The sequence below is a fragment of the Dysgonomonas mossii DSM 22836 genome, from assembly GCF_000213575.1.
Lineage (GTDB): Bacteria > Bacteroidota > Bacteroidia > Bacteroidales > Dysgonomonadaceae > Dysgonomonas > Dysgonomonas mossii.
This window is the reverse complement of sequence record NZ_GL892010.1, coordinates 1-15,116: the sequence shown is the minus strand read 5'-3', so window position 1 is coordinate 15,116 and position 15,116 is coordinate 1. Positions and strand designations below refer to the sequence as shown.

Annotated in this window: 17 protein-coding genes and 2 pseudogenes; 17 read left to right on the top strand and 2 right to left on the bottom strand. The window is 35.7% G+C overall.

The window, feature by feature from the left end; translation table 11 throughout:
* Positions 1–6 precede the first annotated feature (6 nt).
* From traN to HMPREF9456_RS13840, 16 genes are all read left to right on the top strand, one after another.
* Positions 7–957, top strand: coding sequence for a conjugative transposon protein TraN (traN, locus tag HMPREF9456_RS13910; RefSeq protein WP_006844184.1), 951 nt, complete (start codon positions 7–9; stop codon positions 955–957).
* 1 nt (position 958) lies between these two features.
* Positions 959–1,543 (top strand): conjugal transfer protein TraO, encoded by a 585-nt coding sequence (locus tag HMPREF9456_RS13905; protein ID WP_006844183.1) that lies wholly within the window; start codon positions 959–961, stop codon positions 1,541–1,543.
* 16 nt (positions 1,544–1,559) lie between these two features.
* The gene (locus HMPREF9456_RS13900) at positions 1,560–2,012 is read left to right on the top strand and encodes a DUF3872 domain-containing protein (RefSeq protein ID WP_006844182.1); all 453 of its coding nucleotides are present in this window, start codon (positions 1,560–1,562) and stop codon (positions 2,010–2,012) included.
* Between the two features lie 170 nt (positions 2,013–2,182).
* The gene (locus HMPREF9456_RS13895) at positions 2,183–2,782 is read left to right on the top strand and encodes a M23 family metallopeptidase (protein ID WP_006844181.1); all 600 of its coding nucleotides are present in this window, start codon (positions 2,183–2,185) and stop codon (positions 2,780–2,782) included.
* Between the two features lie 86 nt (positions 2,783–2,868).
* A complete protein-coding gene (locus tag HMPREF9456_RS13890) occupies positions 2,869–3,321 on the top strand; it encodes a PH domain-containing protein (protein ID WP_006844180.1) in 453 nt (150 codons plus the stop codon).
* Positions 3,322–3,324: 3 nt separating this feature from the next.
* On the top strand, positions 3,325–3,789 hold the full coding sequence (locus HMPREF9456_RS13885) for a GNAT family N-acetyltransferase (RefSeq protein WP_006844179.1): 465 nt from the start codon (positions 3,325–3,327) through the stop codon (positions 3,787–3,789).
* Positions 3,790–3,874: 85 nt separating this feature from the next.
* On the top strand, positions 3,875–5,584 hold the full coding sequence (locus HMPREF9456_RS13880) for a hypothetical protein (protein ID WP_006844178.1): 1,710 nt from the start codon (positions 3,875–3,877) through the stop codon (positions 5,582–5,584).
* Between the two features lie 48 nt (positions 5,585–5,632).
* Positions 5,633–6,640, top strand: a complete 1,008-nt coding sequence (locus HMPREF9456_RS13875; protein ID WP_006844177.1) for a DUF4365 domain-containing protein — start codon at positions 5,633–5,635, stop codon at positions 6,638–6,640.
* A 113-nt stretch (positions 6,641–6,753) separates the two neighbouring features.
* On the top strand, positions 6,754–7,842 hold the full coding sequence (locus HMPREF9456_RS13870) for a DUF2971 domain-containing protein (RefSeq protein ID WP_006844176.1): 1,089 nt from the start codon (positions 6,754–6,756) through the stop codon (positions 7,840–7,842).
* A gap of 143 nt (positions 7,843–7,985) precedes the next feature.
* Entirely contained in the window at positions 7,986–8,306 is a 321-nt protein-coding gene (locus tag HMPREF9456_RS13865; RefSeq protein WP_006844175.1) for an ArsR/SmtB family transcription factor, read from the top strand.
* Position 8,307: 1 nt separating this feature from the next.
* Positions 8,308–8,772 (top strand): GNAT family N-acetyltransferase, encoded by a 465-nt coding sequence (locus tag HMPREF9456_RS13860; protein ID WP_006844174.1) that lies wholly within the window; start codon positions 8,308–8,310, stop codon positions 8,770–8,772.
* A gap of 73 nt (positions 8,773–8,845) precedes the next feature.
* A complete protein-coding gene (locus tag HMPREF9456_RS13855) occupies positions 8,846–9,271 on the top strand; it encodes an arsenate reductase ArsC (RefSeq protein ID WP_006844173.1) in 426 nt (141 codons plus the stop codon).
* Positions 9,264–10,298 (top strand): ACR3 family arsenite efflux transporter, encoded by a 1,035-nt coding sequence (arsB, locus tag HMPREF9456_RS13850; protein WP_006844172.1) that lies wholly within the window; start codon positions 9,264–9,266, stop codon positions 10,296–10,298. The genes HMPREF9456_RS13855 and arsB overlap by 8 nt, the downstream gene beginning before the upstream one ends.
* A gap of 22 nt (positions 10,299–10,320) precedes the next feature.
* Positions 10,321–11,139, top strand: a complete 819-nt coding sequence (gene arsM, locus HMPREF9456_RS13845; RefSeq protein WP_006844171.1) for an arsenite methyltransferase — start codon at positions 10,321–10,323, stop codon at positions 11,137–11,139.
* Between the two features lie 43 nt (positions 11,140–11,182).
* Positions 11,183–11,512: a hypothetical protein gene (locus HMPREF9456_RS17170; protein ID WP_087880106.1), complete on the top strand. Its 330-nt coding sequence runs from the start codon at positions 11,183–11,185 to the stop codon at positions 11,510–11,512.
* 119 nt (positions 11,513–11,631) lie between these two features.
* Positions 11,632–13,809, top strand: coding sequence for a TonB-dependent receptor (locus tag HMPREF9456_RS13840; RefSeq protein ID WP_006844170.1), 2,178 nt, complete (start codon positions 11,632–11,634; stop codon positions 13,807–13,809).
* A gap of 393 nt (positions 13,810–14,202) precedes the next feature.
* Here HMPREF9456_RS13840 and HMPREF9456_RS13830 read toward each other — a convergent pair whose 3' ends face one another.
* The gene (locus tag HMPREF9456_RS13830) at positions 14,203–14,388 is read right to left on the bottom strand and encodes a hypothetical protein (protein WP_006844168.1); all 186 of its coding nucleotides are present in this window, start codon (positions 14,386–14,388) and stop codon (positions 14,203–14,205) included.
* Positions 14,385–14,600: pseudogene (locus tag HMPREF9456_RS17095) on the bottom strand (PcfJ domain-containing protein); the annotation flags it as partial. The pseudogene HMPREF9456_RS17095 and the gene HMPREF9456_RS13830, both read right to left, overlap by 4 nt.
* Before the next feature lie 222 nt (positions 14,601–14,822).
* Here HMPREF9456_RS17095 and HMPREF9456_RS13825 point away from each other — a divergent pair.
* Positions 14,823–15,116: pseudogene (locus HMPREF9456_RS13825) on the top strand (site-specific integrase); the annotation flags it as partial.

Below are 15,116 nucleotides of genomic sequence, written 5' to 3'. Positions count from 1 at the left end.
AAAAGTATGAAACGATTCTTTTTTATATTAACACTTGCTGTAAGTGTATTTACAGCCCATGCACAAGAAGTATCCCAAGATACTATTGTAGTACAGACTAAACCAACCACGGGAGACTACTACGAGAGTTTTACCCGTCCGCTGACCTTCGATAGAATGATACCACCCTATGCGCTGGAGGTTACATTTTCCAAAACTGTACATGTTATTTTCCCTGCTCCTATACGTTATGTCGATTTAGGTTCGACAGATCTTCTCGCTGCAAAAGCGGATGGCACGGACAATGTATTGAGAGTGAAAGCAGCTTTGCGGGATTTCAGTCGGGAGAGCAATTTATCTGTCATTACTGAAGATGGAGCATATTATAGTTTCAACGTAAAATATGCAGATGAACCGATAAAACTGTCTGTTGAAATGACCGATTTCCTGCACGATGGAGAAGCGGTGAACCGTCCGAATAATGCTTTGGCAGTCTATATGCAGGAGTTGGGGCAGGAGTCTCCCTTACTTGTCAAGCTGATTATGCAGTCTATACACAAAAACAATGACCGGGAGATAAAGCACATCGGCTCAAAACGCTTTGGAATACAACACACGCTGAAAGGTATTTATACTCATAACGGACTACTGTATTTTCATCTCCAACTAAAGAACTCATCCAACGTGCCGTTCAATGTAGATTTTATCACCTTTAAGATTGTAGATAAAAAAGTAGCCAAACGTACCGCTATTCAAGAGCAAGTGATTTGGCCGCTTCGTGCCTACAATAATTTGATGCTGATAGGCGGACAGCAGACAGAACGTATGATTTTCACTTTGGCCAAATTTACGATTCCCGATGACAAAATGTTGGTGGTAGAGCTCAATGAACAGGAAGGTGGACGCCATCAGCGGTTTACACTAGATAATGCGGATTTGGTTCGGGCAAAGGTTATCAACGAACTAAAAGTGAAATAATATGAAACAGTTATATCTTATATTAACGATTGTGCTGTGCCTGGTCTTTACAGACCAAGCACATGCACAACGTTCACTGCCGGGTATGCGAGGCATACAATTCACGGGTGGGATGGTGGATGGAATTTATTCGTCTAAGAGCGATAATGAAGCTGGATGTTATTTTGGTGTGGCAATGGCGACCTATGCCAAGAACGGAAATAAATGGGTATTTGGTGCAGAATATTTGGAACGCTATTACCCGTATCGGGAAAAACGATTACCGATAGCTCAATTCACGGCTGAGGGAGGTTATTACTACAATTTTCTGACTGATCCGTCTAAAACAGTTTTCCTCTCGTTGGGTGGTTCTGCCCTTGCAGGCTATGAAACATCGAATTGGGGCGAAAAGACTTTATACGATGGCTCTACACTTCAACATAAAGATGCTTTTATCTATGGCGGGGCTATCACACTGGAGATTGAAACGTACCTGACAGATCGTGTTGTATTACTTGTTACAGGGAGAGAACGCATCCTCTGGGGCAACTCTACGGGGCATTTTCACGGGCAGTTCGGTGTAGGACTCAAATTTATAATCAATTAGGAAACAAAATACAATGATGAAAAGAATAAAGACTTTTTTCGGGATAACAGCATGGCTGGCAGCGATAATGCTGCTGGCCTTAGCCTGTAGTAACGATATGGATATTAATAAGGTTTACGCATTTGATCTGGTTTGTATGCCAGTTCAGAAAAAAATCGTTCAGGGAGAGGTGGCGGAAATCCGTGCACAGATTGTAAAGGAAGGAAGCTATGAAGATACCAAGTTCTACATTCGGTATTTTCAAGTAGATGGTAAAGGGCAATTAAAACTCGATAACGGAACTATACTTCTACCAAACGATTTATATCTTTTGGAAAAGGAAACGTTTCGGATGTATTACACATCTCATAGCACAGACCAACAAGTGGTAGACGTGTATATCGAAGATAGTCACGGACAGGTAGTGCAAAAGACATTTTCTTTCCAAAATGACCGAGGGGAGGAAGATTTACCAATAGAAGCGGAATAGCCATGATGACGATGATGGTAATCTCATACATAGTTACTTGGGTAAATATGATCTATGCTTATGTAACTGCTCCAACAGACATTGAGCTATGGGGTGAAGAAATTGAATAGTGAACAATCAGACAAACGCTCGAAGATTCTTTGAGCGTTTGTCCTATATAAGACTTGACTATGAAATATATAACAATCCTATTGATAGGTTTACTTCATTTACCAGTGTCGGGACAGCAGAGCAATTCTTTGAATAGGAAATTACAAATTGAAAAATATACGAAGCCAATTTATACAATCCTAGAGTTTCATCTGCTAGCTGATTCTTTACAAATGACTATTGATGAATTATCGGACTATCCTGTAATATTTCCGATAAAGAATCCACAACGTATCTCATCAGGTTTCGGGATGCGAAAGCACCCATGTTACAAAAGACAAAAATTTCATACGGGAATTGATATTTCACAAGCGAAAGGCACTCCAGTGTATGCGGCAGGTAATGGAACAGTGACAGCCATAGGTTACGATTCGGGGTATGGAAATTATGTGGAAATTCAACACACTGGTGGTTTCCGCTCATTCTATGCACATTTAAGCTGGATATTGGTAAATGTGGGGGAAAGGGTAAGTATTACTCAACAAATCGCTTGTGTGGGTAGTACGGGAGTCACAACAGGGAGTCACTTGCATTATGAAATAAGGAAAGGAAGACGTTATTTAAACCCGATAGGTTGGTGTTACCTGCTGTTTAAATACTTCAATGATGATTTCTTATAGAAAAAACTAAAATTACAGATGAAATATTACTTGCCGAATATCAAAAATTAACAAAAACAACTAACTTTGAAATAAATCATTAGTCTATGAATTACATACAGAAAAATCTACTATCCGGGGAAGAAATAAAATATGTTACAAGACTACATTTTTTCCTTTTCGTTCAACCGATTATATTACTGCTTATCGGTGCTTTTTTAGCATCAAGTCCTAAAGAAATATCAGCCATGACTCACTATGCGGGCTTATTAATTTTGTTCTTCGGGATTGTATCACTGCTGTCAAGAATACTAATAAAAGTAGGTTCGTCTTATGCCGTAACTAACAAACGGGTGATACTGAAAACAGGTGTTATCAGTCGCAAAGCAGTAGATTTGGTATTGGCGAAATGTGAAGGTCTTCATATAAAACAAAGTATCTTAGGTCGGATATTTAATTTCGGAACAATTACTGTTACTACAGGAGGTGTTTCAAGTTCCTATCCGTATATCGCCGATCCGTTGGTTTTTAGGAAAGAGATAAATACGCAGATAGGATAACAAATGGATGATAGGGTAAAAATCATCGTCGATATTGATACACTCGTAAAGCTCCGATTCGATTATATTTCAACGGAGAGAGAATTGAGCACCGAAGACAAATCTAAATTGATACCTAAGCTACGAGAATATTTCAAAGAATATGTAACACAAGAGAATTTCACGGCTTATGTCATGGAGATTGATGGAGAGATTGTTTCTGCTGCTTTCTTAATCATCAATGAAAGACCTCCGGGGCCTAATAACCAGAATGGAAGATATGGAACGATAATGAATGTTTTTACCTATCCCGAACATAGGGGAAAGGGTTATGCAACCTCTCTGATGAACTCTCTGATTATCGATGCCGATAATATCTTTGTTTCTGTTCTTGACCTTTATTCTACTAAAGCTGGAAAACGACTTTATGAAAAACTTGGTTTTAAAGAGGTCGAATACTCTGCTATGAGGTATTACACAAATGAATAAACCGACTTTGGGTTACTCTTCGAAAAACATACGATAAACAATTTCCTATAGTATTTTTATAGGTGTTTTTGTAAAAAATATAATTATGAGTTTAGAAAAAAAATCAAAGGAATTAAAGAATCTTGTGTCAGCCTATCCGACAGACTGGTTCTTAGGAAATCTGTGCCAATTAATGAATCTTATAGCAAATGGTATGGCACAAGATCAATTAGGAAACTTATCTTCCCCCTTACGGCAATTATATTTTTTGGCTGGACTCCATATTACGTCTTCGCCGCAAGAAGTTAAAACTCAATATACAGAAGAAGAATGGGAAAAGTTTGTCAATCTGCTCAATGATATTGAAAATGAGTATAGTAAATTGTTTTTTACTGAGCCAGACGAAGTAATTGATGAGGAATGGAAGAAAGTTAGAAGTGTTGCAATGCCTTCTTTCCTTTCTTATTTTAATCAGGGGCCTCTGAATTATGAAGAACAAACTATAAATTGGATAAAAGATTTATTTTCCCATTTAGATGCTACAATACAAAAAGAAACTGGCTTAACAACAGATGACTTCCTTACTTTCTATGATAATTTAGACAAATTAGTTCAAAAAAATTTCGAAAGCCATTCTTTAGGTTCTGCCCCTTTAAGAAAAGATTGGGATAAATATACAAAATTGAAGATGGCTATTCCAGAAGAAGTTCCCGAAGAAATCAGAAATATCGGTAAAGAAAAAGAAGCTTTATATATCTCTGTTGCGGATCATGGAATTATGAATAGATTTTATGCAGAGGAACTGGTTTCTGATAATTTAACGATAGACCAAGTGAATAAAGTATTGTCTTTGTTGTCATGTAAAAGAGACGAAACGGATTATTTATATTATACTTCCACTAAGCCAGGAAATCCTTTGTACGAAAGACCTATTATTTCTTTAGATGAGAATATGTTTCAAGTCTTTGAAATAAAACAAGTAATACATTCTATTGAATACTTATTAGAATCAATATGTAGTAAAGAAGAAAAGTCTAAAACAGCATATATTGAGAGAAAAGGGAAACTGTTGGAAACGAAAATTGTTGATTTATTTAAACTTTTCTTTAAAGATTGTGAAGTTTATACGGGTTATTATGTAGATGGATGTGAACAAGATATTCTTATTCTATGGAAAGAATATGCATTTATAATTGAAGCAAAAGGATACAAATTGAGAGAGCCACTTCGTGATCCTGACAAAGCCTTTGTTAGAATCAAAGATGATTTTAAGGGTTGTATCGAATATGCCTATACACAAACAAAAAGAGTTGAAGAAAAATTTGTAAATCAAGAACCCTTAAAAATATGTGATAAAGACGGTAATTTAATAAAGGAAATTGATACTCAAAAATATGAAAATAACGATTTTTCAATTATTGTAAATCTTAAATCATTCGGTCAGATTCAAAATGATTTATCCACTCTATTACCGGTTGACAAGGAATGTAGTGCTTATCCATGGGCTGTAAAATTAGATGACCTTGAAACATTTCTTTTAATGCTAATTGCAAAGAAAAAAGATCCAATGTCTTTTATTAATTATCTCATAATGAGAGAAGAAATTCATGGCAAATTGATTTGCTCCGATGAATTAGAGATTTGTGGTGGGTTTATTTCAGGCAAAATCAATGATAAGGTTGTCGAGAAAAATGACAAAATAGTAACAATGCCTGATTTAGCTAACATTTTTGATGAACAATACAAAAAAGGACTTGGATTTAAAAACGAAAAACATTGGAATGAGAAGAAAGAAGGCAAAACATTGTTTCTATAATAGACTATTTGACATTTTTATTATATAAATCAAATAAAATTATAAAATATGAATCTCCCCAGGTACACTCAATCCAAGAAAAAAGGTAGGGATGGATTAAACATTGTTACAAAAATCGTAGAAAAAGAGTTTGATTGGATTGTCCGCCCAAATCATCAAGAAGATGATTATGGCATAGATGCTTATATTGATATTACTATTGATGGATATGTTACTGGTAAATCTATTGCTATCCAAATAAAATCGGGAGAAAGTTATTTGAAGGAGCTAAATAATGATTTTTGGAATTTCATAGGAGAAAAGAAACATTTAAACTATTATCTAAATCATGATATCCCTGTATTAATCGTGTTAGTAGATTTAGATAAAGAGATCGCATATTGGGAAGTTTGTAAAATTGAATATATAAGTCTAAATGAAACAAGTTGGTCAATGCCAGTACCTAAGAATCAACAAATAAATATTCATCAAAAGACCGAGCTTCTAAAATATATATCTAAAAATGTTGACTATGTATCTCAATTAGGGCAATATTGGAATGATAATAAATCATTATCAGAATATGCTCGGATTTGCATTTTTGCAGGGAAAGAGGATATTGAACAAATGAACTATCAACCACTAATTGATCTCATAACACGAGTTTGTGCGAACAAACTTCATCTTTCTCGTTATAAAATGAATCTTGAAATAGGAATACATGGCTATGATTACGATGAAAGAGAGTTATATAAGATAGATGAAGTAAAAAAATGGGCAATAAATATATTTAAAAATGTTCCCGGTTTATCTTACTTCTTAGTCAATGATTCGAACGCCCAATTTCTAAAATTATTTGTATTTTCGATGATTACAATAGTCAAATCAAATAGTCAGCCGGAAAATAGGAGATTTTACCTTGAGTATGAATCGAAAGAGTTAGAAAAAGTTTTCAATATCTTATTTGCAGACTTAAATGACTTTACAGAAGCATTTAAGATAGATCAAGAGATTAATAAGCAAATATCATTCTCCATCGCTGAATGTATAACAGGGGAAAAAATTCCTTTTAAATGATTTCATATCAGCTTGTCATTTCTTTTTTCGCATGAAGCCCTGCTTATAGCTCATGAAAATGAAGTAGCACATAATCAGGTGTTTTAATTAAAGTTTTTTTATACTACAATACAATGGATCGTATTTATCCTCCCGAAATAAAAAGATATGGTACAGTAGATGAATTTAAAAAGGTCTTTCAGAAATTTTTTAATTCAATTTGTATCCAACAAAACAATCCTCTTTTTAAACCGTTATTTGCTCAGATCGAAAAACTGGTCAGCTTAAATATTCCCTCTAAACTATATAAATACAGAGGGGTTAATGAGTATACAGTTAATGACCTGAAAAACAATAAAATTGTCTGCAGTAAACCTATTGATTTTAATGACCCTTTCGATTCATTACTATACTTCGACATAGAAAGGATTGAACAATATATCGAAGATGGAAGCCGAGATCATAACGGCATTTTGAATCAATGGAAATTGTTAAAGACGAGAGTTTTAGAGGCAAACATCCCTCTTGAAAGTTTAGACTCTCAAACCCGTAAAATAGTTTTGTCATCAGAAGATGAAATAAAAAAATATTTCTATTCTGCGGAATTTGAGCAAAATTTACAAGACTTGAAAAAAGATTGTCGAGGTGCACTTTCTTCAATGGTTACATCACTTCAGCAGCACTCTTATATTGGATGTTTTACCGAAATTAATGATTGTCCGTTGATGTGGGGACATTATGCAGATTCTCATAAGGGATTCTGTTTGGAATATGACTTATCAAGCAATCCTTTCTATCATGAAAATTTTAACTCTAATGCCGATTGTCATAAACAATTATATCCCGTTTTATATTCAAAGGAGAGATATTGTGCAGAAGAGTTTGCACTGCAACATGTAAATAGAATTATGGGAGGAAATCTGCCATTGTCTGATGTTCTTTTCTGGTTCAAGGCATATACAAACAAAGCTATAAATTGGGGGTATGAAAAAGAATGGAGGGTAATTATTATTCCTCAAGACATAGAAAATACAACTGAGGAAAGATTCTTTCTACCACTAAAGCCTACGGCAATTTATTATGGATTACGGTTTGCGGAACAACCTGAAGATGTCAGATCGACTATCTGCGAATTGGCCAAAAGCAAAGGTTTACGTCAATATAAAATGGAACTAAAAGAGGATGATCGCTCTTATGTGATAACTCCAACTCGAATAGATTAAATCAATTTCTTTTCCCTTCACCCGAAAGGGCTGTTTCATATACTCTTTAAAGTATATGAATCAATACTTAGGCTAAAAGTTAGTTCGCAATCTTGCGAATTAAAATTCTATTCGTATATTTGCGAACAATAAATATATAGTTTATGTCGAAGAAAGAATTAACAGCCGATCAGGAGCAATTAGCACGCTTTGCTAAAGCATTAGGACATCCTATCCGTATCGCCATACTTGAAATGCTTGCCAATCAATCATGCTGCTATCATGGCGATATGTCAGAAGTGTTACCTATCGCTAAAAGTACGCTGTCTCAGCATTTGAACGAACTGAAAGATGCAGGATTGATTCAGGGAACAATAACATTACCCACCGTGAAATATTGTATCAACAGCGAGAACTGGAATAAAGCCAAAGAACTCTTTGGTGGCTTTTTTACCCAATTACAGAATACAGACGAGATTTGCTGATATGATGAACATCAGGTTTACAACCCCAAAAGATATCCCTGCTATTAAAGAGTTGTTCCGTTCAACTATTCTTTCAGTCAATCTGAAAGACTATACGCCCGAACAGGTCGGATGCTGGGCTGCAAGGGGAGAAGACGTGAGTGTATGGGAGGAACGGATAAATGAGCAATACTTTATACTTGCTGAGGAAAACAATACAATATTAGGGTTTGCAGCCTTAAAATTATCAGGGTATTTAAACTCTATGTTTGTTCATAGAGTTTATCAGGGAAAGGGTGTTGCATCACTCTTACTTAAAAAGATTGAAGAATATGCACGAATGAAGGATATTTCAGAAATAACTGCTGATGTCAGTATTACAGCCCAACCTTTCTTCTCAAAAAAAGGCTATGTTATTTTGGAACAACAGACCGTTTGCATTGGTATTTCCATGACAAACTATAAAATGTCAAAAGTTTTATCCTGATATTTTTTTAAGATAAGTATTCGTTATTCGACGAAATAGGAACTGTTAGTATAAACACGAAATTATAAACAATATGAGAATTTTAATTCTGTGTACAGGAAATAGTTGCCGTAGCCAGATGGCACACGGATTTTTACAATCCTTCGATCCTTCATTGTCTGTTTATTCCGCAGGGACAAAAGCAAGCGGAAAAGTAAACTCAAAGACAATAGAAGTCATGCAGGATGCAGGTGTAGATATTTCGCACCATACATCCGATAGTGTAGAGCAATATATGAATGATGAGTTGGACTATGTGATTACTGTTTGCGGGGGTGCAAATGAAAGCTGTCCTGCATTCTCAGGAAAAGTAAAGAACCGTCTGCATATTGGTTTTGATGATCCATCCGAAGCTACGGGAACACCCGAATTTATTCAATCCGAGTATATCAGGGTAAGGGATGAAATCAAAAAAACATTTTACGAATTATATACCGATAAGATAAAAGGTGATGAGTAAAAAGAAGATGAGTTTTTTGGATAAGAACTTAACACTTTGGATATTCCTTGCAATGGCTATAGGAGTAGGTTTAGGCTACTTCATTCCATCTTTCAGCAGTTACATTGATTCCATGTCGAGCGGGACCACAAATATTCCTCTGGCAATCGGTCTTATCCTGATGATGTATCCGCCATTGGCAAAAGTGGATTACAAACAACTGCCTAAAGTATTTTCAAACGTAAAAATATTATCTATTTCTCTAATCCTGAATTGGATTATCGGGCCGATATTAATGTTTCTGCTTGCAATTACCTTTTTGCATAACTATCCCGAATACATGGTAGGGGTTATCCTGATAGGTCTTGCACGGTGTCTTGCAATGGTGCTTGTTTGGAACGATTTGGCAGAAGGCAATACCGAATACGGTGCGGGATTAGTAGCCCTGAATAGTATTTTTCAGGTATTTTTTTACAGTTTCTATGCGTGGATATTTGTAACAAAACTTCCACCCCTGTTCGGCTTTGAAGGGGCAATCGTGGATATATCCATCGGTACAATAGCCGAAACAGTCGCTATTTATCTGGGAATACCTTTCCTGATAGGTATTCTTAGCCGTTTGATATTGGTTAAAATCAAAGGTGAACAATGGTATAAAGATAAGTTTATTCCTGCAATTTCACCAATTACTTTAATCGCCTTACTATTTACCATTGTATTAATGTTTAGTCTCAAAGGTGAACTGATCGTACAAATACCATTGGATGTAGTGCGTATAGCAATACCATTATTAATCTATTTTGTAGTGATGTTCTTCCTCAGCTTCTTTGCAGGAAAATTAATGGGTGCATCTTACGATAAAAATGCTTCGATAGCTTTTACAGCCACAGGCAATAACTTTGAGCTGGCTATTGCAGTAGCAATAGGTGTCTTCGGATTGCATAGTGGACAGGCCTTTGCAGGGGTAGTAGGCCCATTGGTTGAAGTGCCTGTACTTATACTTTTGGTGAACATAGCCTTTTGGCTAAGAAAGAAATATTATAAATAAAATAATTACAATACTTTTAATTATGAACACAAACGAAGAAAAGAAAGCTTTGGTAAAGCAAAGATATAGTGAATTGGCTCTGAATAGTGATGCGTTAAAGTCCGATTGCTGTTGTGGAACGAATCCTGCGACACCTTCAAAAAAGGTCTTTACGATCATGAGCGAAGATTACAGCGGGCTTAAAGGGTACGAAGCCGATGCCGATTTAGGTGTAGGCTGCGGATTGCCTACTGAGTATGCAGGTATTAGAGAAGGTAATACAGTCTTAGACTTAGGCTCAGGTGCGGGTAACGACTGTTTTATAGCCAGATCGGAAGTCGGAGAAACAGGAAAAGTAATCGGCATTGACTTTTCTCCGCAGATGATAGAAAAAGCACGAAAGAACGCAACAAAGCGAGGTTATACCAATGTCGAATTTATCGAAGGAGATATTGAAAATATGCCTTTACCCGATAGTTCCATAGATGTGGTAGTCAGTAATTGTGTTTTAAATCTGTTACCCGAAAAAGATAAAATCTTTAAAGAGATATATCGGGTATTGAAAAAAGAAGGTCATTTTTGTATCTCTGATGTTGTGCTGAATGGCGTATTCCCTAAAGAGTTTACAGATAATGCTTCCTTGTATGCCGGTTGTATTGCCAGTGCGATACAAAAGGACGATTATTTAGGAGAGATCAAAAAGGCTAATTTTACTGATATAAAGATTGAACGAACAAAAACAGTTGTCATTCCTGATGATGTTTTACAAGAGCATTTGGATGAATCAACGATAGCCAAATACAAAGTGGGAAATGTAGGAATCTATTCTATTACTGTGACAGGCTATAGAAATAATTCATAAACTCCTGACTCTTTTTTAGTATGAATTTCTTTATATTTGTAATATGAAATATTTATCTTTTATATTAGCAATAAGTGTATTACTATTATCGGTAATACCTTGCTGTTTTGAGGATAAATGTTTTTCCATACATACTGAGACGCAGAATACAGGAGATGATACAAGCAACGCTTGTGATGACTGCTCTGATAACAACTACAGTTGTTGCTCTCCATTTCTCCACTGTAATACCTGTACCGGCTTTCCTGAAGCCCGTTTCTATCATCCCATAACAATCGCATTAGGGTTAGTATCTAATTGTAACTCTGATTATGTATTTAAAGGAGACGTCCCCGGTTTTATATCTTCAATCTGGCAACCGCCACAAGCATAAACGAACTTATTTTTTACAGGCCATACTAAATATGACCTGCAATTTTTACGGTAATGCAATTTTTGTAATATCGTAGCTTTCATGCTATTTCTAATTGAAGATTTAAAACATTTATCATAATGAAAATGAAATTTATGCTGATGCTATTCTTAGCCTTCAGTTTTCCCAATATTTTCGCACAAAATACGCTTAAAGTCAAGTTGATTGATTGCGAAACGAAAGAACCTCTGATCGGTGCAAGTATCGTTCTTCAGAACACAACGAACGGCACATCTTCCGACACTGAAGGATTAGCAGTACTCTCAAATATACCGGACGGTAAACAGAAATTCGAAATCACTTATATGGGATATGAAAAGACCATACAAGAATTTATCTTTCCGCTTACTTCGGACGAACTTATTATTATCAAAATTGAACCTGATGAAGAAACATTACAGGAAGTAGTTGTTTCTTCCACAAGAGGAACACGTACTTTTAAAGATATTCCTACTCGTATTGAGTTTATAAATGGAGAAGAGTTAGGAGAAAAAGGAGTCATGAAGCCCGGAGATATCCGTATGCTACTGAATGAAAGTACGGGTATTATGACACAGCAAACATCAGCCATATCGGGGAATTCATCCATTCGTATTCAAGGATTGGATGGTAGATATACCCAGATACTGAAAGATGGTTTTCCTGTATTTTCGGGTGCAGCAAGCGGTTTAGGCTTGTTACAGACACCACCTCTCGATTTAAAGCAGGTTGAAATAATCAAAGGTTCTTCTTCTACTTTATACGGTGGTGGTGCAATTGCGGGATTAGTAAATCTCATATCAAAGACTCCTGAAGAGAAAAAAGATTTTTCAATCCACCTGAATGGAACAACAGGCAAAGGGCTTGATGTAAATAGCTTTTTCGGGCAAAAATTCAATAAGGTAGGTACTACCGTATTTGCATCGTATAACCGTAACCGGGCTTATAATCCGTCAGATGTAGGTTTTACTGCAATACCCAAGTTTGACAGGTTTGTACTGAATCCAAGATTATTCTTATACCTGTCTGAAAATACAGATTTTAATTTCGGTATAAACTCTACGATAGAAAACCGTCTGGGTGGCGATATGAAATATGTAGATGGGAAAGGAGATGAAGAACATTCTTATTTTGAAAGGAATAAAACACAAAGACACTCAAGCCAACTTACATTTGAACACCGTTTTGACAAACAAAACCGATTGAATATAAAAAACAGTGTCACTTATTTTAGCCGCAAGCTAGAGATTCCTGATTTTAAATTTGATGGTGAGCAATTGTCTTCTTTTTCGGAAGTTTCTTATATACATACCAAAGAAAAAACGGAATGGGTAGCAGGTGCAAATATTTGGACTGATAAGTTTACTGAAAAGAAACTGACAGATTTTCCTTTGCGGGATTACAACATGACTACTGTAGGTTTATTTGTACAAAATAATACGAAGATAACGGACTGGATGAACCTAGAAACCGGATTGCGAACAGATTACGTTACAGATTATGGATTTGCTGTATTACCCCGTATCTCGTCTCTTTTCAAGATCAATGAAAAGTTCTCATCCCGTGTGGGTGGTGGATTTGGATATAAAGCACCTAACATCTTTTCAGAAGATAGCGAACGTATACAGTTCCAAAATGTCTTACCGATAGATGATGATAAGAACAAGTTGGAAAAAAGCTACGGGGCAAATGTGGATTTTACTTATAAAACAGGCTTATTTGACGATCAAGTATTTTTAAGTATAAATCAGCTATTCTTTTATACCTACCTTAAAAATCCGCTTGAACTGCAAGCTGCGGAAAACAGCCGATGGCAGTTTAATAACATAGACGGTCATATGGATAGTAAAGGTGCTGAAACCAATATGAAAATAACGTACAAGGATTTCGGTCTATTCCTTGGATATACCTATACCGATGCGAATGTTAAGGAAGATGGCAGAAGCTATCGGAAAACTCTTACACCAAAACATAAAATTAATTCTGTTTTAATGTATGAAGTAGAGGACAAATGGAAAATCGGTCTGGAAGCCTATTATACAGGAAAGCAAAAACTGAATGACGGAAAAACAGGGCAGGATTACCTTATTTGCGGATTAATGATGCAACGTATTTGGGAAAAGTTTTCTGTATATGCTAATTTTGAGAACTTTACCGACAGACGGCAAACAAGGTTCGATACTATTTATACGGGGTCGATGACTAAACCCGAGTTTCGGGATATTTATGCACCATTGGACGGCTTTGTCCTGAATGCAGGTATTATCATTAAACTGTGAGATAGGAAATGTAATCTAAAATGATCTGTAAATTATTTGGATAGATATATTTGAATAATTTGCAGATCTCATAATATCTACGAATTGTAAACTATCCGAAAGAAGATGTTCTATTTCAATATGAAGACAGGGACATTAGATTCGGCTTTTTTGCTTCTTTTTCTCCGCATAAAGTTTTGCTAACAGTTCATGGAAAAAGAAGCGGCGGAGAGAAATTTCCGCCGTCAAGTTTTAGATTTTCGTTTTAGTTCATCGAGTTGTGAAAGCATAAACGTATGATTTTCCCCAACGGTATGCCCCGAATCCATTAGAAAGGGACTATTTCTACACAATTTGCATTGTTTGATAGCTTTGTTTAGGTGGGTTATTTCGATCAATTGACCTGTTATATCTTTAATTTTCATTGCCTTTAATTTCTGATTTAAATACATACCAACTATCTCTATAATGCTCACCAATGAGATTGAAAGCTCCTGCCAAATTGCTACTTTGAGCAAATTTCTTGGCTTCCAAAATAGAATTGAACTCTCCCAACTTTCGGAAGCCAACAAATAAGGTATAAATATTTTCTTTTATCATGCTGCTAATCTATTTTCTATCAGTGATATATTTTGCTCTACAAGTTGAATGATTCTATCGTGGTGCTTGGTATTCTTATTACACACCCCACGGCTTTGAATAACCTTTAATTGCGAAATTGATACCTCAATTGTTTCAATGCGTTTGCCATCAATACAAGCCGATAGTATTAGCGAATCGGCTTTTGTGTGGTAGCCAGCCACACAATGATGCTTATGCATCACTTTACATAAGCATCATTATGCTCAGTATACAGTTATGTGTAGTGTTTGGAAAAAAATACTGTTTCCTAATCAGATAGCGATAAAACACTAAACATAACATTTTGATTTAGCTATATTTTCCGTATAATGAATTGTATTTAAAATTCAATTAAAATGGAAAAAATCAAACCAAAAGAATTAGTAAGCCTTTTGAATAAAGAGCTTACTAGAATGCAGTACAAAAACTCATCATTGATTCAACACCGAAGGAATTGGGCGAAATTAGTTGTGTTTTTTGAAGAGATACAGGAAGAATATTTTTCGATGAAAACAGCGATGAAGTATCTTGATGACACATGCGATTTTTTTGCTAAGGAAAAGGCTAACGAACTCACTTCAGGTAACACATGGCTTTACCGTTCTATCAAGATGTTATGTGATTTCTATCAACATGGGACACTCTTGCGTCGTCATACACGAACGAATTTTACTGTAAACAAGGCATTTCATCAGGAACTTCTGACG